This is a genomic window from Roseofilum halophilum BLCC-M91, assembly GCF_030068445.1.
GTDB classification, from domain to species: domain Bacteria; phylum Cyanobacteriota; class Cyanobacteriia; order Cyanobacteriales; family Desertifilaceae; genus Roseofilum; species Roseofilum halophilum.
In genome coordinates, this window is record NZ_JAQPOK010000011.1 from 1 (window position 1) to 19,884 (window position 19,884).

Here is a 19,884-nt window from a genome sequence, read left to right on the forward strand (position 1 = left end):
GATGTTATGAGGTACAGTAATCGAAATGTTCCTTGAGAGTGTTGTCCCATGAAAAGCCTGAAGAATGGGCACGCATAGCGTAAAAAATGGTTTTCCCATTACCCATTACCCATTACCCATTACCGCGCGAAGCGCTGTAAATAGAGTTAATCCGGACGCACTGAGCAATTTTCTCGCCCATAATTCACTTCCTTATTTCCTTGGGGATTGATCCACACACACCAAACCCCATCGGCTTGATGAATGCGCCAGCGATGCATGACTTCGGCATATAGGGTGAAAATCAATAATAAGCCGATACAGCTAAAACCAATGGTGATTAAAATTCGGTCTCGATCCATGTGCAATTAACAATTAAAATGAATAATTAACAATGTTTCTTTCTATAGGCGGCTAATCGTTTTTCATGAGCAGCTTTTAAGAGCTTTAGGCAATAGGGATCAAGATCTTTACGCCACCGGACTTGAGAGCCTCTAATTTCTACGCCATGCTCTTCTAAACATTTGAGCCATCCGCGACGGGTTTGGATCGCTTTCCAATCCTCGAAAAGTCCCCATTTTTCTTCTTGTAAACTCAGTTTCTGGAATTTGGCAAATTGGGGATAGGTGCAATCGATAAATTGTTCTTTGCGGTGCAAGATTGGGGGATTGGGATGATCCTCATAGCTTTCATAATAGACGGCTAAATCCCGTAGGTCAATTTGCAGGATGGTTTTTAAGAGGGGGTGAGGGGTTTGGTCAAAATCGGGATAAAAGAGATAGGAAATTTTAGGAAGATTGAGGTGAAATTTAATTAGGGTTGCTCCTTTGAGTCTGCCAATGGTGCGGTTGGCACAGCCTTCATATAGGCGTAAACGGGGATCGAGGGAGTCGAGATAACTGGCATGAACGGTGAAGGATTTGGGGGTGAATTTACCGATGGGGGAGTTCTGACAGCAGCGAGAAATAAAGTCTAAATCGCCTAAGCTAAAGAGCATTTGATCGGCTAAAATACAGGCGCTTTTATAACTGCCAAATAAGCTTTGAATGTCTTGACGGATGGTGGGGGAGAGGTGACGAAATTGGGGGCGATCGCCAAAATGAGAGAGAGCGAGATAGACGAGGAAATCCTGGCGGCGCGAGGTAGCTATTTTTTCCCATTCGTCTTCTTCGGTGACTTGGAGGATGAGTTTAAAGGCGCGGCGAAATGTGCCAAATTCCTCTAATATAGGGGCTTGTGTGGCTAACTCTCCTTGTTTCGGGAGTCGCCCGCGATCGGTTACAAATGCCATTAAGGGAGCTAGTAATTCCTGGTAGTCTTCAAACCGACGGACTTCTATACGGATGCGAGGGGTAGAGAGACGGGAATGGAAGCGGGAGGCGCGGAAAATCTCCGCTTGGGTGCGATCGCGAAATACGAAGTAAATCCCTAAATCTACGGGCACTGCATCGACCTCTAAGACCTGATCGATATAGGTTTTCAGCTCTTCCTGCTCGTAGTATTTCTGGAACGTATTGCGCTGGGTAATGACTCCATCAGCATAGGCCATGAGGCGATCGCTTGCCTCACTGATCAACACCTGCGCCGACACCACCAACACCTTTTGGGTTAACTCCCACGCCTTCACCAGCGCTTCCCGGCGTTCTCCCCGATCTTCAATCACATTAATCACATAGCCCAAATTAACAATATCAGCCTCATAAAGCGGCGTATCCGGGCGATAATAGGGGTCCCATCCACCACTGCTATACCCCTTGCGGGCAACTTGTTTAATATCCTCCCCATACCCACAACCATAGTCAAAAAACGTCGTTTCTGGGGTAAATAACTCCGCCTCCAGAGCCAACCGCATGGGCCGGGATAACTCCTTGCGTACCATAGCCGCTTTATAGCGCTCAATCACCGGTGCATAGGTCGTATTGATGGTGTGTTCCATCGCAACCACCCGATGATCCTCAATGTTCACCCGATGCACCGATAACCACTTTTGCCAATGCTTCAATGTGCCAATGGAAAACCCACTGCGCTTATTTAAGAGTCCCCATTCTTCTTCCTGTCGAGTGAGCTGGGCAAACTTCTCATAGTGGGGATAGTGGGGCGTAACAAAGGTTTCTTTGCGGTGCAAAATAGGAGGATTTTCGCTGTTGCGGTAGTCGCGATAAACCGCTTTTTCCTGAGTAAAGTCTACCTGTAAACTGGCGTGCAGCCGGGGATGGGGGTCGGGGTCAAAATCGGGATAATACAGATAGGAAATCTTGGCTTGATCCAGGTGAAATTTAATTAATGTGGGTAGTTCCATTTCTCCGGCAATTTGACGGCCGAGAGTTTCGTACTCTTGCAGTTGAGCATCAAGAGCATCGAGAGCCGTAAAATGAACATAAAGGGCATTAGGTAGGCGTTTGCCGATCGCACTCTGTTGGCAGAGGCTTACCATGTCAGCATGAGAGACCATCGCTTGGGAGAGAGAACAGGTTTTTTCCTAGTGTACCTGGATTTGAAAACGGTAGAAGTTCCTGAATTGAGGTCACAGGGTCAGTAGTCATTGAACTGAATGGAGGTACTACAGATGACTGAGAAGCCATGCGCTCCTAGTCATCGGTTACAATTAATGCAATCCAGGATAAGGAAAGGAAGATGGCTGATGAAATGGCTCAATATCATTCCCAGGTAGATGGGGAAATTAAGGGGTTGTCTATTGGTACGGGCAACGTTATCTACAATTACTTCTACAGCCATCCCAGCCCAACCACAAATGAGGACGTTACCGAAACCGATACCCTTCCTTGTCCCTATCGAGGATTATTTCACTTTGGCCCCAAGGATGCAGAATACTTTTTTGGCCGGGATGACTCTATTAAAAAACTCTATCAAGCCACTCAAACGCGCAATTTTATTCCCGTTTTGGGTGCGTCGGGCAGTGGCAAATCTTCCGTGGTGTTTGCGGGGTTAGTGCCGAAACTGGAAGCGGAAGGATCTTGGCAGTTTACTTATTTTCGCCCTGGTGTAATTCGCAAAGACAATAAACAGGAAATTCCCGATCCATTTTATGCTCTGGCTACGGCCCTGGTTCCTCTATATGTGCCTGATGCGGATGAAACCGAACAACTGAAGCAGGGGAGACGATTGGCTGAGTCCCTCCGCAGTCGGGAGATTTTGCTATCGGATGTGATTACTAGGATTCAACGCCATTATCCTGGCGATCGCCTCCTCTTAATTGCCGACCAATTTGAAGAACTCTATACCCTTTGTACCGACCCAAAAGTTCGCCATCAATTTCTCGATATTTTAATTGACAATATCTATACCCCTAGTGCCGATTCTCCCTTAGTGTTGGTGCTGACGATGCGGGCTGATTTTTTGGGTAATGCCTTGTCCTATGCTTCCTTTGCCCAAGTGCTGAATGATGACATGAAGTTGGGGGCGATGAATCATACGGAACTGCGTGATGTCATTGAGAAACCGGCACAAAAACTAGGGGTAACCTTTGAACTGGGTTTAGTGGAAACCATTCTTGATGATGTGGAAGATGAACCCGGAAATTTACCCTTACTAGAATTTGCCCTTACCGAACTGTGGAAGGGACGCAAAGGGAAGAAAATTACCCATCTAGCTTATCAAGACATCGGCAAAGTTCAGGGCGCTTTAACTCGTCATGCCGATCGCATTTTGAGCAAGTTGACTCCAGAAGAAACAAAAGCAGCCCAACGGATTTTTCTGAAGTTAGTCAATCTCGGAGAAGGAACCGGAGACACCCGCAGACAGGTGACGCAAGCGGAAATCGGAGTATCGAATTGGCATTTTGTCAAGCAATTAGCCGATAATCGCTTAGTGGTCACCAGCGATACCAACAATCAAGAAACCGTGGAAGTTATCCATGAAGCCCTAATTCGGAATTGGTCTCAACTGAGGGAATGGATTGACGAAAGTCGGGAAGCAATGAGAACCGCACGGAAAATTGAGGCTGAGGCTAAGGAATGGGAAACTCAAGGCAGAAATAAGGGTTATCTGCTGCAAGATCGACGGTTAAGAGATGCTAAGGAGTTTATGCAATTTGACCATACAGAAGTCGAGTTATCTGAGTTGGTTAAAGATTTTATCAAGGCGAGTCAGTGGAAACAAAGAAGATCGGGTTTTATGGAAATAATGTTAGTATTTGTAGCATTAGTCTTCTTATTGGGATCGTTGCGAGTGGCTTTTGATTGGAGTGCGATCATGTTAGTAAAACACATTCTTATTCAGGATACTTGCACAAATCACTGGCTTACTGACTGGGTTAAGAGTCCTCTGCTCAGATATTTTTTATGGTCTCAAGAACACCAAAATATATCAAACATGAAACTTTGTAAGTTGAATCTATCAGGTGTCATTGATTTGTCAAATAATCCAGGACTTTATTTAGAGAACGTTGATTTTTCTAATACCAACCTGAAAGATAGTAAATTTCCTGAAATTCACTTTTCTGACTCTAACTTCACAAATGCTGAATTTGAAGATGCCAATCTTCAAAATACTCACTTTATGTCTTCGCCTCTTGATAAAGCAAACTTTAAGAACGCTGATTTAAAAAATGCAGTTTTTTCAAATGTTACACCCAAACAAATTTCCTTTAATACCAACAAACTTGAAGGTATTATTTTTATTAATTCTGATTTATCGGATCTAGCAAATGACGAGAACATCACCAAAAAGATAAGTTCGGGAAGTATTAAGATTTGTTGCTCAAAACTTTCTGGAAATTTGATGAAATATTCTCACAGAGATTGCAAAGATCCCAAGGTATCTCAATTGATAGACTATCCTGCATATTGTAAGACTCCAAGATAGAGCACCAATTTCGATCATCCATTTCAATTGCAACAATCATACTATTACCTTCAGTTGGCACATGCCATTATCGTCTTTTATACACTCGAAAGATTGATTATAACTGAGTAATTCACGATCGCAAGAGCAAGACTCAAATTCTCCTAAAGCTTCAGTCGCCATTTCAGAAATTTTTGCATTTCCAGAATTCATTGCTGCAATGAGAACTCGCGTTGCCAGCTTTTGATATTCTTTCACTTTCAGCAAGCTCTTAGCTGCATAAATGTGTTGTTTCCGAATTTTTGGAGAACTTTTCCTTTTTGCTGGTTCAACTAAAGTATGTAGGGCTGCTTTTAATGTTTCTTTATCGCCGGTATTCTTTAAATTCTCAGCGTCCAGTTCTGCTTTCACCCCAAGCAATATATTTTCAACGACTCGCTCTTTTGCCTTTTCCAGATCGTCATCTTTCGGTTCATGGTTCAGACTGCGATCGATTTCTTGTACACAAGCAACTAAGGCTAGAATGCTATCAGTTCTTGGCGATCGCGAACTAAAATGATGCTCTGATAGCGAAAGCTGGACTTCTTCAATTTCTCCAGCGTCAATCTTGCGCTTGATGATGGCATCAAATTCATTGCGAATCTCGTCTAACTTTTCTCTGAGCTTGGGATAATTAGCAGACATTTTAGGTTTCCTCTTCGATGAAACAGGGTTCGATATAGTGGGTTCAGGAGTAGATGAAAATAAGGTAACGCTTGAGGGTTCAAGTCCAACCGCTTCGTCAATCACAGAGGGGTTAGAAGCGGGGGAAGCGATGGGTGGAGGATCTGCCGTTACATCTGGTTTAATTGCTTGAACGGCTTCCCAGGCGTTGGCTAAACCATATCCAGTGTGGATGTCATGGCCAATGCCAACCTGATATCTTGGATCGGCCTTTGATTCCAAAGTCACATCAGTGGCCGTTTTTTCCAAAATCTTTTTAATTTCTGCTGGAGATAAATTGGGAGCAATTTGTTTAATTAAAGCACAAATTCCAGCTAATTGGGGAGCTGCTGCGGATGTGCCGCTAAAAGCCGCCCAGCCATCGTTAGCAGTTGTGCCATCTCCCCGTTGGGCATATTGATCGTCCGTTTGACATCCCGGTGGAATGGGCAACATCAGATACTGACCGTGGGGAAGATGTCCCACCAAACCACAAACATCGGGAACCGTGCGATCGCGATATACGGGACTGATAAAGCCACTGCTATAACTACTCGCTTCGAGTTCGTGCCGATGAGACTCATCCAAAGGCATGTAAACCCCTCCAGCAGCAATCACGTCTGGATGTTGGGCGGGAAATCCCCAATGACCGTTACCGGCAGCGAAAATGACGACGATGCCTTGATTCACAGCATCGGCAACTAAGCTGGCTAAGATTTTGTTATAAGGAGATAGGGTGGGGCTGCTTTGGTGGATGCCCCAACTACAGGAAATGATGTCGGGTTTTAGGGCGATCGCCGCTCGCAATGCCGCAACAGAATTCAGATTCCGTGAAGGCCGCTTATACAGGGCCACATCTGCTTTGACCATGGTAAAGTCTACCTCTGGCGCAATGGCAAACAAGTTGGCTGACTCTCCTGTTCCATGGCCGTGATCGTCTTTTTCGGGTTCCGATGAACCGGGAGCTAAGACTACCTTTCCTTGATATTGATTGCTTTGAAAAAAGGGATGGCGATACCAACCGGAGTCTACCATCACCACTTTTACCCCCCGGCCGGTAATTCCGAGCTGATGCAGGCGATCGCTCTTTAACCCCTTAGCAATATTGTCTGGTGCATAAAGATAACGGGATTGGTCAGTAAAAGGGGGAAACTCTGCCGGAATATTGGGGCGAATGGCATAATAAATCGGTTCATTTAGGGCAATGCCTGCCAGATGATTCGTCCAATTACTTTCAGATATATCTATTTCGCCTTGGGGTTTATTGTCCAAAGAGTCCAGATAAGTCCCCACAGCGAATTCCCCAAACTCTTTGTTAACCCGGCGCTCAAATGCTCTCAGACGGGTATTAAATTCTTGCTCGTATAATTCTGGCGGCCCGGCAATACTAATGGAGGAGCGACCCACGGATAAGACTTCAAATTTTGCATTTCGCAGACGATTTTCTGTTTCTTTGAGTAAACGCGGGTCAGCATCAAACTCAGAGAGATTTTTACTGGTCACCAGGGTGGAAGAGGATAAGTGAGATTCTCCCGTTTCCGAAATGAGAACGGCTTCTGCATAGACTTTTGGTGGTAACTCTGCGGAACTGTGCCGATACATCGAGTTCTTTTTTCCCATTCTGAGAACACGATTCTAACTTACCGGTTTAGATCGACCTAAAAATCTTAATATTTATTTTGTAGTGTTCAATATTTTATATCAAGTCCGGTTTCCGCAAGCGGACATGAAAATGGGATTCAAGAAGCGGGCAAGATGCCCGCACTCCCTATTAAGCAGGAACGGTGATTGTTTGACTACCCGCGAGGTCGAAGGCGGCGTGAATGGCTTGCAAGGCTTTTACGCCAGAGTCTTGATCGACGACACAACTGACTTTAATTTCGGAGGTGGCGATCATCTGAATGTTAATCCCTTGTTTAGAGAGGGCGGCAAACATCATGGCGGCGACACCGGGATGATGAACCATTCCTGTACCTACGGCGCTGACTTTGGCGATCGCCTCATCGACGACGACTTGTGATGACCCCCAGTCTGCGGCTAGTTTCTCTAACAGGGTGCGAGCTGCTTGGGCATCGGCTTGGGCGACGGTGAAGGCGATATCGCGGGTATAGAGGCCATTAATCACCCGACAGCGTTGGGATTGAATAATCATATCCACGCTGATGTTATGCTCTGCTAACAGTTTGAACAATTGGGCGGCGGTTCCTGGGCGATCGGGCACATGGCGCAGGGCTAACCGGGCTTGTTTCAGGTCGAGGGCTACGCCTCGGACGGGAGGCTGGCTGCTGGCGGGGATCTCCTTGGCTGCCTGAACTTGTACGTCAAAGGTTTGACAGAGAATGGCGACGGCGCGATCGCACTCTGTGGCTTCGACAACGCAACTCACCTTGACTTCTGAAGTCGAGATCATCTGGATATTCACCCCCCCTTCGGAGAGGGCGGTAAACATTTCTGCTGCCACTCCCGGTCGGCCAATCATGCCCGCGCCAGCGATACTAATTTTGGCGATATTGTCCTCCACCATCACCTCGGCATTATTCAGGCTAGACTCTTGGGAGAGAACCGGTAAAATGGCATTAGACACGGCTTCCGCCCGTTTCAGGGAGTCTGTGGTGACGGTAAAGGCGATATCATTGGTTTGCCCTTCGTGAATTGATTGGATAATCAGATCCACGTCTAGATTTTGGTCGCCAATTTCGCCGAATAACTGAGCCGCTACCCCTGGGCGATCGGGGACGCGCAATAAAGAGACCTTAGCTTGATCTGTGTCAAACTCCACCGCATCCACCGGATGCACCAACTCCAACCCCTCCAAGGGACGGGGGAAGGGTTTGGGAGAGGTTACTTTTGTACCCGGATCGTCCGTCCAACTGGATTTAACCACTAAGGGAATGCCGTAATTTCGGGCAATTTCAACGGCCCTCGGATGCAAGACCTTAGCTCCTAAACTGGCTAATTCCAGCATCTCATCGCTGGTAATTTCGCTCATCAGTTGGGCCTCAGGAATTAGGCGCGGGTCAGCCGTTAAAATACCGGGGACATCCGTATAAATTTCGCATAGATCTGCTTTCAGGGCAGCCGCCAAAGCCACGGCCGAGGTATCCGATCCGCCCCGTCCTAGGGTCGTAATTTCTACATCAGGATTTTTAGTATCCCTATCCTCAGAAACAGCAATTCCTTGGAAACCAGCCACAATTACCACTTGCCCTTCCCCCAGATGGCGCTCGATTCGTTGGGGATTGATGTTGAGAATACGGGCGCGGGTGTGCTGATTGCACTCCGTGACGATGCCCACTTGAGCGCCGGTCAAGGAGATGGCGGGTTGGTATATTTCTTTGAGAGCCATACTGAGGAGGGCGATGGACACCTGCTCGCCAGTCGAGAGTAACATATCCATTTCTCGGCGGCAGGGGTTAGCGGAAATTTCTGAGGCGAGTTTGACTAATCCATCGGTGGTTTTGCCCATAGCTGAGACGACGACTACCACAGAATTACCGGCTTTTACCGTTTGCTGTACGCGATTGGCAACCGCTTGGATGCGATCGACTGTACCGACGGAAGTGCCACCATATTTTTGTACGATTAAGGCCATATGTCTTGTTCCCCTGCCATGCTTACAAACCTGATATTAATCAGACGAAGGGTGCATTTTACCCCATGGAGCCATTAGCTAAAACCAGCTATTGGCAGTTAGCTTAACTAATGTACCAGAAATCTACTGGATCGATCGGCGATCGCTCCCTAAATGCTGGGTTTATTCAAATGAGGATCAGCAAGACAATAACGGTCATGAAGGCAAGAATGAGAGCTGAGGAGCGATCGCCATCGCTATGGTACGATCGCTCTCGACGATCCAAAGAGCGCTCTAACCCACATTTTAGGCAAACGTAGCGGCGGGGGTTTTTCGGGTCTTGTACAAAAGGACAATAGTTTTGGGAACAATCAGTTAAACAAGTTTTGCCAGACATAAGCACAAGTCCTCAACCCTTATGCCGATCTTATGCAGGGGGTTTGAGGTTCTTTCCGGATGTTTGGGGATATTTTTTTGTCTGGACTAGGATTTAGCTGTTTGTTGTTTGGCTTTCCAAATAGTGTAAATCAAGAGAGCCGTCGCACCAGCCGCGTAGCCATAGCCACTGGGAATCCCGGAAAAAGCGAGGGCGAGACTGCCCACCCAGAGAGTCAGGGCATAGATAAACAGAACCGTTAACCGATGGGATAAACCCGCATTGAGAAGACGGTGATGGAGGTGGCGTTTATCGGCGATAAAAGGCGATCGCCCATTGAGCAGGCGATCGAGAATTACAGCCGACATATCCAAAAGAGGCACAGCCAAGATCAGATAAGGTAACAATACGGCTGTTACTGCGGTGGTTTTCACCAACCCAATCACCCCCACACCCGCCAGAGTAAAGCCCATAAAATAGGCTCCCCCATCGCCCATAAAAATCTGGGCAGGATTGAAGTTATAGCGCAGAAAACCCAGCGCTCCACCCGCCAAAGCCGCCGCAATTAGAGCGGCTGCGGATTGATCCATAAACAAGCTCACAATCAGCATCACTACCGCCGCAATCCCACAGACTCCGGCTGCCAAGCCATCTAAGCCATCAATCCAATTAATCGCGTTCACCATTCCCACCAACCACAAGATAGTAATGGGAATACTAATCCAATCCGGTAGGGTTACCAATCCCATAAAGGGAATACTTAAAAAGTTGATTTGTACCCCCACCTGCCATGCACCGAGGGCAACCACCACTTGCATCAACAAGCGGGAAAAAGGAGACAAGCTAAAGAGATCGTCGGCTAAACCGATCGCAAAAAAGGCTAAACCGCCAATGGTTACCCCCCATACTTCATATTCTTTATCAGGGGGCAAAATCCCAAATCCACCCGCCCACCAGACAATTAATAGAGCGGTGAGCGTACCCAGAAAAATCGAAACTCCTCCCAACCGTACCATGGGTCGGGAGTGAACTTTGCGTCCACTGGGTTGGTCAACTTTCCCGCTTTTCAGGCCAATATGTTTGACGATGGGGGTACTCCCAAGGACAACTAACGTGGATACGGCGAAGGCAATCAGATGGTACATCTGTAAGGGCATCTGAAATTCTGTGGATAAGACCGAGAGCAGAGTCAAGGCTTTAATTAGGGGGTCTACTAGGGTTCTACTACATTTCAGACATCATTGATTACAGATGTCAAGGAATGGGTAATGGGTAATGGGGAATGGGGAATAGGGCATGGGGAATAGGGAATGGGGAATAGGGCATGGGGAATAGGGCATGGGGAATAGGGCATGGGGAATGGGGAATAGGCAAGAGGCAAAAGGCAAGAGGCAAAAGGCAAGAGGCAAAAGGCAAGAGGCAAGAGTTAATTCTCCATATCTTCTCCGCGTCCCCGTGTCCCCGCGTCCCCGCGTCCCCGTGTCCCCGCGTCCCCGTGTCCCCGCGTCTCCGTGTCCCCGCGTCTCCGTGTCCCCGTGTCCCCGTGTCCCCGCGTCCCCGTGTCCCCGTGTCCCCATCACACCAGGGCAGGAGTGCGAATTTCTAGATGGGGATAGAGGGGGAAGCGATCGCACAGGGTGGCGACTCGGTTTTTACACTCTTGGCGGACGGCTTCATCCTCTGGATTGAGCAGCAAGTCGCTAATAATATTACCAATCTCCGTAAATTCCCATTCTCTCATCCCCCGTGTTGTCATGGCAGGAGAGCCTAAGCGCATTCCACTGGTGACAAAAGGTGATTCGGGATCGAAGGGAACGGTATTTTTATTAGCCGTAATATTGACCGTACTGACCAATTTATCGGCCTGTTTACCGGTCATGCTTACAGAGCGCAGATCCACGAGCATTAAGTGGTTATCTGTACCTCCAGAAACAATTTTCAGCCCCCGGTTTTGTAGTTGCTTGGCTAGGGCAGCCGCATTTTTGATCACTTGCTCGGAATAGTCCTTAAACGCTGGTTGTAGGGCTTCTCCAAAGGCTACTGCTTTGGCTGCAATCACATGCTCTAGGGGGCCGCCTTGGGTTCCAGGGAACACGGCTTTATTGAAGGCTTTACCCAGTTTATTATCATTGGTCATGATTAACCCACCCCTGGGGCCGCGTAGGGTTTTGTGGGTGGTGGTGGTGACCACATGGCAATGGGGAAGGGGGTTAGGATGGTGTCCGGTAGCGACTAAACCGGCAATATGGGCAATATCGGCCAGCAAGTAGGCTCCCACTTCATCGGCGATCGCCCGAAATTTTTCAAATTCTATAGTTCTTGGATAGGCAGAATAACCACAGATAATCAGTTTGGGTTTATGTTCTAGGGCAATTTCCCGAATTTGGTCAAAATCTAGGCGTTCGGTTTCCTTATTCACACCATATTGGGCCACCTCAAACCATTTACCCGATACATTCACCGGCGATCCATGGGTTAAATGGCCACCATGGGACAGATCCATACCTAAAATGGTATCGCCTGGTTCTAGTAGGGCTAGGAAAACGGCAAAATTGGCTTGGGCCCCGGAATGGGGTTGGACGTTTACATTAGCCGCACCAAACAGTTCTTTGGCCCGGTCAATGGCCAGTTGTTCGATTTGGTCAATAAATTCACAGCCCCCGTAATAGCGTTTTTGGGGCAGTCCTTCTGCATATTTATTGGTCAAAACTGAGCCTTGGGCTGCCATAACCGCAGGTGAAGCGAAGTTTTCACTGGCAATGAGTTCTAAGTGTTCCCTCTGCCGTCCTAGTTCTTTTTGTAGCAATTCGGTAACGGTGGGGTCAGTTTGGTTTAACAAGTCTAGGTTGGATAGATTCGTTTGACTCACGGGTTGTGTTTCCTCGTATAGGCACAATGATCTAGTTTAAGGCCAAAGGGGGAGGGATTGAGGAATCGGTAATGAGTAAGTCAGTTAATTTGGGTTGGCATCTCCAGGATATGCTATATTGAGCGACTTCCAAGATTACCACCTGAACATGACTGTTACTGCCCTCTTAGGAGCTATTGAACTGGGTTTACTCTATAGTCTCGTCGGCCTAGGCGTTTATCTCTCGTTCCGTATCCTGGATTTTCCCGATTTAACGGTTGATGGCAGTTTTCCCCTGGGGGGAGCTGTCGCAGCCACTTTGATTGTCAATGGGATGCATCCGATCGCCGCTACGGGGGTGGCGATCGCTGCTGGAGGCCTTTCAGGGGCTTGTACCGCTTGGTTAACTGTACAATTCAAGATTCTGAATTTGCTCTCTAGTATTCTCACCATGATCGCCCTCTATTCCCTCAATTTGCGAATCATGGGTCGCCCCAATGTGCCCCTGCTGGGGGAGTTCACCCTCTTTAGTCCCTTCAATAGCCTCCCTTTGCCCCGTCAAGTGGTGATTCCGGTGATTTTGGCGATCGTTATCATTTTGGTGAAAGTCTCCCTAGATGCCCTATTAGCGACCCAATGGGGCTTGGCTCTGCGGGCAACAGGGGCAAACTCTACCATGGCCCGCGCTCAAGGGGTGAATACGGGCATGATGATTATTATCGGTATGGCTTTAAGTAATGCCATGGTCGCTTTTGGGGGGGCGCTGTTTGCCCAGATTTATGGATTTGCTGATGTAACTTTGGGGGTGGGAACGATTGTTTTGGGACTCGCGGCCGTGATTATCGGCGAAACGTTTACTCCGGGAAAAACCGTATTTCAAGGCACATTGGGCGTGATTTTAGGGGCTTTAGTCTATCGTTTGGCGGTCGCTGTTGCCCTGAATGCTGATTTTATTGGGCTTCAGGCCCAAGACTTAAATTTGGTTACGGCTTTATTGGTGGCGATCGCCCTGATTTTACCCCAAACTCCTCTCAAACAATGGTTTAAACAACGATGGGGCAAGACTTTATCATGATTTACCCCTCTTCGATTACGCCCACTAGCGATTGTAAATCAAAGTCGCGATCGCGCCCACTTAAACAAATCCCCGAACTCATCACGGTTAAATCCTGTTTACTAATGGCAGAAACATGGTGTTCTCCATCTGCTGTTGTCCATTCTACGTGCCAATAGTCTCCTCGATCGGCAAAATCTTTCAGCGCTCCTCCCCCCTGTTGGAGCGCTTGATTTAAGCGGCGGCGATCGCGTTTTTCGGCACTAAATTCTTCCTGTTGTCCAGCCACCAATTCATAAGTAATTTTGGCTTCTGGAGTCATGCCAGAAAACTGGAGTTTTTCCGGGTCAGTCAACTGTTTTAAGTGATGCTTTAGGGTATCGGCAATTTGCGGATCGGCGCGTCGGTCTAGGCTTTCAAACCACCAGGTAGAGCCATCTCCACGGGCGATAAGGGTTTCAAAGGCTCCACCCTCAGTCACTAAATGAACTGGAGTGGGCTTAGTCATGCCATAGCGTTTTTTCGCTTCATCCCCATTCACCGGATAAGCTAACCAAGTTTGTCCTTTAAGGCGATAACTGAGCCAAAATCTTAAGGGTTTAAGTAGATTTAAATACTCGCTAATTTGCGCCAAAGTTGGCTCGTCTACCCATTGAGCAGTCCGCGTATCCAGGGGTTTGAAAATGCCCCAGCCTTCAAAGTCTGGCGGTTGGGGTTGAAAACGATACTCGATCGAGGCGATCTGTGTTTTCACCTGTCCTCCCGCCACACAAGGGGCGAGAAACTCTTGATCCTGTAATGCTTGTTCCTGATGCGCCAGTTGATTTAAAAGTTTATTGATATCCATAATATACTCAAGAAACACTCAGAAAAAATTAATGTGCGATCGCCCGATCTCCCATAGGCTAGAGAGTATCCATTCACATCATTGAAAATTATGGTGGACACAAAAGATCTCTTAGCTCTGCTCCATCCTACCCTTGCTGTAGTCCTGGTTTATCCCCTCATTGGTATCGTCGTGCATTTCGCTTGGCAAACCCGTCAACGACGACTACAAACCGCAGCAGGAGAGAAAAGTAAAATCCCGCCCATGGTTGGCCCCGATCATGTCAGAATTGGCCAATGGCTGACTGGTTCGGTGGTTGGCATCAGTTTAGTTGCCCTAGCTTATGTTCTCTTTATTGATAAACCTCGCTCTAGTGCGATTGAAGGTATCTTATTAGCCCTGTTATTTGCTGCTACCATTGCCTCCTTAGTCTTCCTGTTTCGCGTCAGTAAACGCGGCTCGAAATTATGGCGAGGTGTATTTGCTACAGGTGCAGGTATGGGTCTAGTGGTGATTAGCGCCCAAGAAGGCGTGTTTCGACGGACTTATGAATGGTATATTTCTCACTATTATTATGGTATTGCTGCGGCCCTATTAATGATTTTCTCTTTAGCGATCGTACAAGATATTTACCGCGATCGCTCCCATAAATGGCGCATGGCCCACATTATCCTTAACTGTGTCGCCGTCTTGCTGTTTCTCGGCCAAGGGTTCACCGGTTCCCGCGACTTACTCGAACTCCCCCTCGATTGGCAAAAACCCTATGTTTATCAGTGTAGCTGGAGCGCCAAAACCTGTCCCCAGTTGGGTGATAAATAGACTTCTTGCAGAAGGTGAGGGAATAAAATAGCTATATACGGTGACCACTGCGTTCAGGGTGAGCAAGGTAAGCTTTAACTATGGGGAATATAGCGTAAAAAATGGTTTACCCTATTACCCATTACCCTTCTGCCCACTACCAGCACGTAGTGCTTTATCGGGTGCATCAGTTCAATACAATCCAATGAGGACTTAGGATTATGGATGAACAGTACCAGCATCCCGAATTAGACTGTTTACTTGCACAAAAAGATTTAGATGAAGTAGCTAAACGAGCCAACTTAGTGGAAGAACTCCTAGCGATTGGTACAGCGCTATCGGGGAGTCAGAATTTACAACAACTTTTAGATCTGATTTTATCCAAAAGTCGGGAAATTACCTGTAGTGATGCCGGAAGTGTCTATTTAGTCAATCGCAAAGAAGATGCCCAAGAGTTGATTTTTAAGACGGCCCAAAATGATTCGATCTCAACTCGTCTGTTTCAAGAGTTTGCGATTCCCTTAACGCCGAAAAGTTTAGCCGGTTATGTGGCTTTAACGGGGGATACCTTAAATATTGTCGATGCGTATCAGTTGCCTTCCTCTGTTCCCTATCAACTCGATCGCAGCTTTGACCAAGATTTTGCTTATCGCACTTGTTCGGTTTTGGTACTACCGATGCAAAACCATGAGGGAACGGCGATCGGAGTCCTACAGCTCATTAATCGCAAACGTCAGGCGGATCTGCAAATTACGGCCGATAATGCTCTGGAGATTACCTTACCCTTTAGCCAGTTTCAAGAACGGATCGTGCGATCGCTCGCTTCCCAAGCAGCGATTTCCATTGAACGAAATCATCTGCAACAAAGTATTGAAACCCTGTTTGAAGGGTTCGTGAAAGCTTCTGTGCAGGTGATTGAAGCCCGCGATCCGACGACTTCGGGGCATTCGGAACGGGTGGCCGAGTTAACGGTGAGACTCGCGCAAGAAGTCAATGATGTTCACTCCGGGCCGCTTCATTTAATCTGGTTTAATGACCGACAACTTAAAGAAATTCGCTATGCTTCTTTACTGCATGATTTTGGTAAAGTCTTGGTTCCGGAAACGATTTTAGGCAAACGGGAAAAGCTTTATCCGGAACAGTTAGAGGTGATTCGTCATCGGTTTGCTCTGGCACAACGGACGTTAGAGATGGAGTGCTATCAAAGCAAGTTCAAGTATTTAGTGGAACATCCTAGCCATCAGCATCAAGGGGAGAATCAAGGGGAAAATTGTCCCCATTGCGATCGCTTGACTGAGTTAGACCAGGAATTAGATCGGGCGATCGCCTACTTAAAAGAGTCCTTAGCCTTAATTGAAGACCTCAAGCGTCCCTTAGCCATTGAAACCCAAGAACTGAAAACCCATTATCAGACCTTTGAGAAGCAATTACAAAAGATTGCCCAATTTACCTATCGGGATGTGGATGGCGAACAAAAACCCTTGCTCACAGCCAACGAAATTGCCCAGTTACTGGTGCTTCGAGGGAATTTAACCCCCCAAGAGAGGTTGGCGATCGAAGCCCATGTAACCCATTCCTACGAGTTTCTCAAGCGCATTCCCTGGACAAAGGGTTTACAAGATATTCCGGCGATCGCCTACGGACACCATGAAAAACTCGACGGTACGGGATATCCCCAAGGACTCCATCAACAAGACATCCCCATGCAAACCCAAATGATGACCGTTGCCGATATTTATGACGCGCTCACGGCCGCCGATCGCCCCTATAAACGCCGCCTTCCCATTGATATCGTCATGAAAATTCTCCATGAAGAAGCCGACAACGGTAAAATTAACCCCGATCTCCTTCTCCTCTTTGAACAGCGTCAAGTCTTTACCGCTCTTGGCCATACTTGGCCACCAGAAAAATCAGCCGCCTAATGCATATAAAATCTGGAAAATCAGTTATGATTAGGACTTACGCAAATTGTAGATATGTCCCCTAAATGTAGGTTGGGTTGAACAAAGTGAAACCCAACAAAATAGGGAGGGCGGGTTTCCGCTTCGCGGACATGAATACAAAAAGAGTTGTCAGTCTACACTATTTGGGTATAACCCGCCCCTACAACAATGTCTCATTGTTAATTGTTGTCTCATTGTTAATTGTTTCGGCTATCGCCGACATGAAAATTGTTAATTGTTAATTGATTCATGGACACACCCTCACCCTACACCCCTCCCCAAGTCTGGCAGCCCGATACCGACAACGGCGGAACCTGGTCAAAAATCAATCGGCCCATTGCCGGGCCGACCCATGAGAAAGAATTACCCGTAGGCAATCATCCCCTGCAACTCTACTCCCTAGCCACGCCCAATGGTCAAAAAGTGACGATTCTGCTAGAAGAATTGTTGGCCCTGGGTATTTCTGAAGCCGAGTACGATGCTTACCCGATTAAAATTCAGGAGGGGGATCAGTTTGGCAGTGGTTTTGTGGCTATTAATCCCAACTCTAAGATTCCGGCTCTGGTTGACCGCAGCACCACCCCCGAAACTCCCATCTTTGAATCTGGGTCTATCCTGCTCTATCTGGCGGAAAAATTTGCCGCATTCCTACCGACTGAGGTTGCTGCACGCACGGGATGCCTCTCTTGGCTCTTTTGGCAGATGGGTTCAGCGCCCTATGTTGGCGGTGGGTTTGGGCATTTTTATAGTTATGCACCCACGAAAATTAAATACTGCATTGACCGGTTTACCATGGAGACGAAGCGCCAGCTTGATGTCCTCAACCGGCAGTTAGCAGATAAGCAGTACATCTGTGGTGAAGCTTATACCATTGCTGATATTGCCATCTGGCCCTGGTATGGGTCGCTGGTATTAGGCAGAGCTTATGATGCGGGTGAGTTTCTAGAGGTAGAGTCCTATACCCATCTCATGAGGTGGGCGGAGGACATTGACTCCCGGCCAGCCGTGCAACGGGGACGCAGGGTCAACCGCACATGGGGGCCAGAGGAGGAGCAACTGCACGAGCGACACTCGGCTAGTGACTTTGAAACGCCTAGTCCTGCTCAGTAATAAGACCCCCCAGCAGCAAAAACAGCTCTATCTTTTTTGGCTAAAATCCGACGCTGAGGGGGTGTGGAAATTGCCCTTCAATCGAAAATGGCTGTATGGCTTGCCCAGTGTGGCTTACAGCGATTTTGATTTTAAAGGTAGCGTCGGACTATACAGAGCAAGGGTTTCAGCGATTTGGACTTGCTTTTTTACGGTGAGTGATCTATGATTAGGGGTGTGCGTCGGAAATGTACCTTGAAAACTAAATATGGCAAAGGTCTCAGGAGCCAGCGGTTGAAACCAACATAAATCCCTATTAGGGATTGAAACGCAAATATTACCCATTGGCAAAACATGATTAAAAGTTGAAACCAACATAAATCCCTATTAGGGATTGAAACCATCAACTAATCGCCCCTCTCCATGGCGATAGTGAGGTTGAAACCAACATAAATCCCTATTAGGGATTGAAACGAAGACGAAGTTGGCTGTACATAAGGCAGTTCAAGTTGAAACCAACATAAATCCCTATTAGGGATTGAAACCGGATAATCCCTGACAAGATATCCCATAATTTCCCCGGTTGAAACCAACATAAATCCCTATTAGGGATTGAAACATCATCGGCCGGAACCCAGCCAGGAACAGTCCCATCGTTGAAACCAACATAAATCCCTATTAGGGATTGAAACTTGGAAAGGACTTATCTTCGGAAAGAGCATACATAGTTGAAACCAACATAAATCCCTATTAGGGATTGAAACTGACGATAGATTTTTATCCATACAAGATTGCCTTGATGATTTGAGTTGAAACCAACATAAATCCCTATTAGGGATTGAAACGTACATAGCACAATTGGCAAAACCAGCCATATTCAGTTGAAACCAACATAAATCCCTATTAGGGATTGAAACGGAAATCTCTTGAGGGCTGGACAGTTGGTTCAAAAACAGTTGAAACCAACATAAATCCCTATTAGGGATTGAAACGAACGTCCAACTGCAAGGGAAATCAAGGAAAATATGTTGAAACCAACATAAATCCCTATTAGGGATTGAAACCTTGAGTGGTGGGGTCTGTTGCGTTCATCGCTGCCGTTGAAACCAACATAAATCCCTATTAGGGATTGAAACTATCCGCAGAGGATACAAAAATTACAGATGAATGCAGTTGAAACCAACATAAATCCCTATTAGGGATTGAAACATCTGTGGGTGTTCAAGTGGGCCATAGTGTCCACGTTGAGTTGAAACCAACATAAATCCCTATTAGGGATTGAAACCTGGATACGCCCTCTGAAGTAATTCTTAATTTCGTTGTTGAAACCAACATAAATCCCTATTAGGGATTGAAACTGACTCATCCATGTTGATGCAGCAGTCCCTGCCATTGTTGAAACCAACATAAATCCCTATTAGGGATTGAAACAAAATCAAACCACAGAGTCATACCGCCGTGCCTCCGTTGAAACCAACATAAATCCCTATTAGGGATTGAAACAGAAATGGCCCACCTATTGGCACAACGGGCATTGTTGAAACCAACATAAATCCCTATTAGGGATTGAAACTACTCAGAAGGATCGATTTTTAGTTTTGCCATATCGTTGAAACCAACATAAATCCCTATTAGGGATTGAAACTCCATATTTGGTTCCGACTAAAGAGACTGGACACCCTGTGTTGAAACCAACATAAATCCCTATTAGGGATTGAAACTTTGTTGAGTGATTTTAGCCAATATGAAAAAGATATACAGCGTTTTTCGATGTTATGAGGTACAGTAATCGAAATGTTCCTTGAGAGTGTTGTCCCATGAAAAGCCTGAAGAATGGGCACTCTAGCGTAAAAAATGGTTTTCCCATTACCCATTACCCATTACCCATTACCGCG

General features: G+C 46.8%; 13 protein-coding genes and 1 CRISPR repeat array. Of the genes, 5 read left to right on the forward strand and 8 right to left on the reverse strand.

Features of this window, described 5'->3' with window-relative positions:
• Positions 1–146: 146 nt before the first annotated feature.
• Positions 147–341: a hypothetical protein gene (locus PJF56_RS01575; protein WP_283760876.1), complete on the reverse strand. Its 195-nt coding sequence runs from the start codon at positions 339–341 to the stop codon at positions 147–149.
• A 26-nt stretch (positions 342–367) separates the two neighbouring features.
• A complete protein-coding gene (locus PJF56_RS01580; RefSeq protein WP_283760877.1) occupies positions 368–2,431 on the reverse strand; it encodes a DNA phosphorothioation-associated putative methyltransferase in 2,064 nt (687 codons plus the stop codon).
• Positions 2,432–2,613: 182 nt separating this feature from the next.
• On the opposite strand from PJF56_RS01580, the gene PJF56_RS01585 reads away from it, so the two are divergent.
• Positions 2,614–4,803, forward strand: coding sequence for a pentapeptide repeat-containing protein (locus PJF56_RS01585; RefSeq protein WP_283760878.1), 2,190 nt, complete (start codon positions 2,614–2,616; stop codon positions 4,801–4,803).
• A gap of 36 nt (positions 4,804–4,839) precedes the next feature.
• On the opposite strand, the gene PJF56_RS01590 is transcribed toward PJF56_RS01585, so the two are convergent.
• The 5 genes from PJF56_RS01590 to glyA form a co-directional block, all read right to left on the reverse strand.
• Positions 4,840–7,086 (reverse strand): S8 family serine peptidase, encoded by a 2,247-nt coding sequence (locus PJF56_RS01590; RefSeq protein ID WP_283760879.1) that lies wholly within the window; start codon positions 7,084–7,086, stop codon positions 4,840–4,842.
• Positions 7,087–7,255: 169 nt separating this feature from the next.
• Positions 7,256–9,076, reverse strand: coding sequence for an aspartate kinase (locus PJF56_RS01595; protein ID WP_283760880.1), 1,821 nt, complete (start codon positions 9,074–9,076; stop codon positions 7,256–7,258).
• Positions 9,077–9,242: 166 nt separating this feature from the next.
• Positions 9,243–9,452 (reverse strand): hypothetical protein, encoded by a 210-nt coding sequence (locus PJF56_RS01600; RefSeq protein ID WP_283760881.1) that lies wholly within the window; start codon positions 9,450–9,452, stop codon positions 9,243–9,245.
• An 86-nt stretch (positions 9,453–9,538) separates the two neighbouring features.
• Entirely contained in the window at positions 9,539–10,588 is a 1,050-nt protein-coding gene (locus PJF56_RS01605; RefSeq protein WP_347178804.1) for a glycosyltransferase family 4 protein, read from the reverse strand.
• Positions 10,589–11,007: 419 nt separating this feature from the next.
• A complete protein-coding gene (gene glyA, locus PJF56_RS01610) occupies positions 11,008–12,300 on the reverse strand; it encodes a serine hydroxymethyltransferase (RefSeq protein WP_283760883.1) in 1,293 nt (430 codons plus the stop codon).
• Between the two features lie 148 nt (positions 12,301–12,448).
• Here glyA and PJF56_RS01615 point away from each other — a divergent pair, with 148 nt between their 5' ends.
• A complete protein-coding gene (locus tag PJF56_RS01615; protein ID WP_283760884.1) occupies positions 12,449–13,354 on the forward strand; it encodes an ABC transporter permease in 906 nt (301 codons plus the stop codon).
• Position 13,355: 1 nt separating this feature from the next.
• Here PJF56_RS01615 and PJF56_RS01620 read toward each other — a convergent pair whose 3' ends face one another.
• Positions 13,356–14,183 carry a hypothetical protein gene (locus tag PJF56_RS01620; RefSeq protein WP_347179411.1) on the reverse strand — a complete coding sequence of 276 codons (828 nt, stop codon included), beginning with the start codon at positions 14,181–14,183 and terminating at the stop codon, positions 13,356–13,358.
• A 90-nt stretch (positions 14,184–14,273) separates the two neighbouring features.
• Between PJF56_RS01620 and PJF56_RS01625 the strand changes: the two genes are divergently transcribed.
• From PJF56_RS01625 to yghU, 3 genes are all read left to right on the forward strand, one after another.
• Complete coding sequence (locus PJF56_RS01625) at positions 14,274–14,978, forward strand: DUF4079 domain-containing protein (protein ID WP_430540865.1); 705 nt, start codon at positions 14,274–14,276, stop codon at positions 14,976–14,978.
• A gap of 200 nt (positions 14,979–15,178) precedes the next feature.
• Entirely contained in the window at positions 15,179–16,879 is a 1,701-nt protein-coding gene (locus PJF56_RS01630) for an HD family phosphohydrolase (protein WP_283760887.1), read from the forward strand.
• A 270-nt stretch (positions 16,880–17,149) separates the two neighbouring features.
• On the forward strand, positions 17,150–18,010 hold the full coding sequence (gene yghU / locus PJF56_RS01635) for a glutathione-dependent disulfide-bond oxidoreductase (protein ID WP_283760888.1): 861 nt from the start codon (positions 17,150–17,152) through the stop codon (positions 18,008–18,010).
• A 272-nt stretch (positions 18,011–18,282) separates the two neighbouring features.
• A CRISPR array of direct repeats spans positions 18,283–19,710; the repeat unit is 37 nt; unit sequence GTTGAAACCAACATAAATCCCTATTAGGGATTGAAAC.
• The last annotated feature ends 174 nt before the right edge of the window (positions 19,711–19,884 follow it).

Excerpts from the sequence above, each read along its gene's own strand:
- PJF56_RS01575 (WP_283760876.1), bottom strand. The coding sequence starts at position 341 with ATGGATCGAGACCGAATTTTAATCACCATTGGTTTTAGCTGTATCGGC.
- PJF56_RS01580 (WP_283760877.1), bottom strand. The coding sequence starts at position 2,431 with ATGGTCTCTCATGCTGACATGGTAAGCCTCTGCCAACAGAGTGCGATC.
- PJF56_RS01585 (WP_283760878.1), top strand. The coding sequence starts at position 2,614 with ATGGCTGATGAAATGGCTCAATATCATTCCCAGGTAGATGGGGAAATT.
- PJF56_RS01590 (WP_283760879.1), bottom strand. The coding sequence starts at position 7,086 with ATGTATCGGCACAGTTCCGCAGAGTTACCACCAAAAGTCTATGCAGAA.
- PJF56_RS01595 (WP_283760880.1), bottom strand. The coding sequence starts at position 9,076 with ATGGCCTTAATCGTACAAAAATATGGTGGCACTTCCGTCGGTACAGTC.
- PJF56_RS01600 (WP_283760881.1), bottom strand. The coding sequence starts at position 9,452 with ATGTCTGGCAAAACTTGTTTAACTGATTGTTCCCAAAACTATTGTCCT.
- PJF56_RS01605 (WP_347178804.1), bottom strand. The coding sequence starts at position 10,588 with ATGCCCTTACAGATGTACCATCTGATTGCCTTCGCCGTATCCACGTTA.
- PJF56_RS01615 (WP_283760884.1), top strand. The coding sequence starts at position 12,449 with ATGACTGTTACTGCCCTCTTAGGAGCTATTGAACTGGGTTTACTCTAT.
- PJF56_RS01630 (WP_283760887.1), top strand. The coding sequence starts at position 15,179 with ATGGATGAACAGTACCAGCATCCCGAATTAGACTGTTTACTTGCACAA.
- yghU (WP_283760888.1), top strand. The coding sequence starts at position 17,150 with ATGGACACACCCTCACCCTACACCCCTCCCCAAGTCTGGCAGCCCGAT.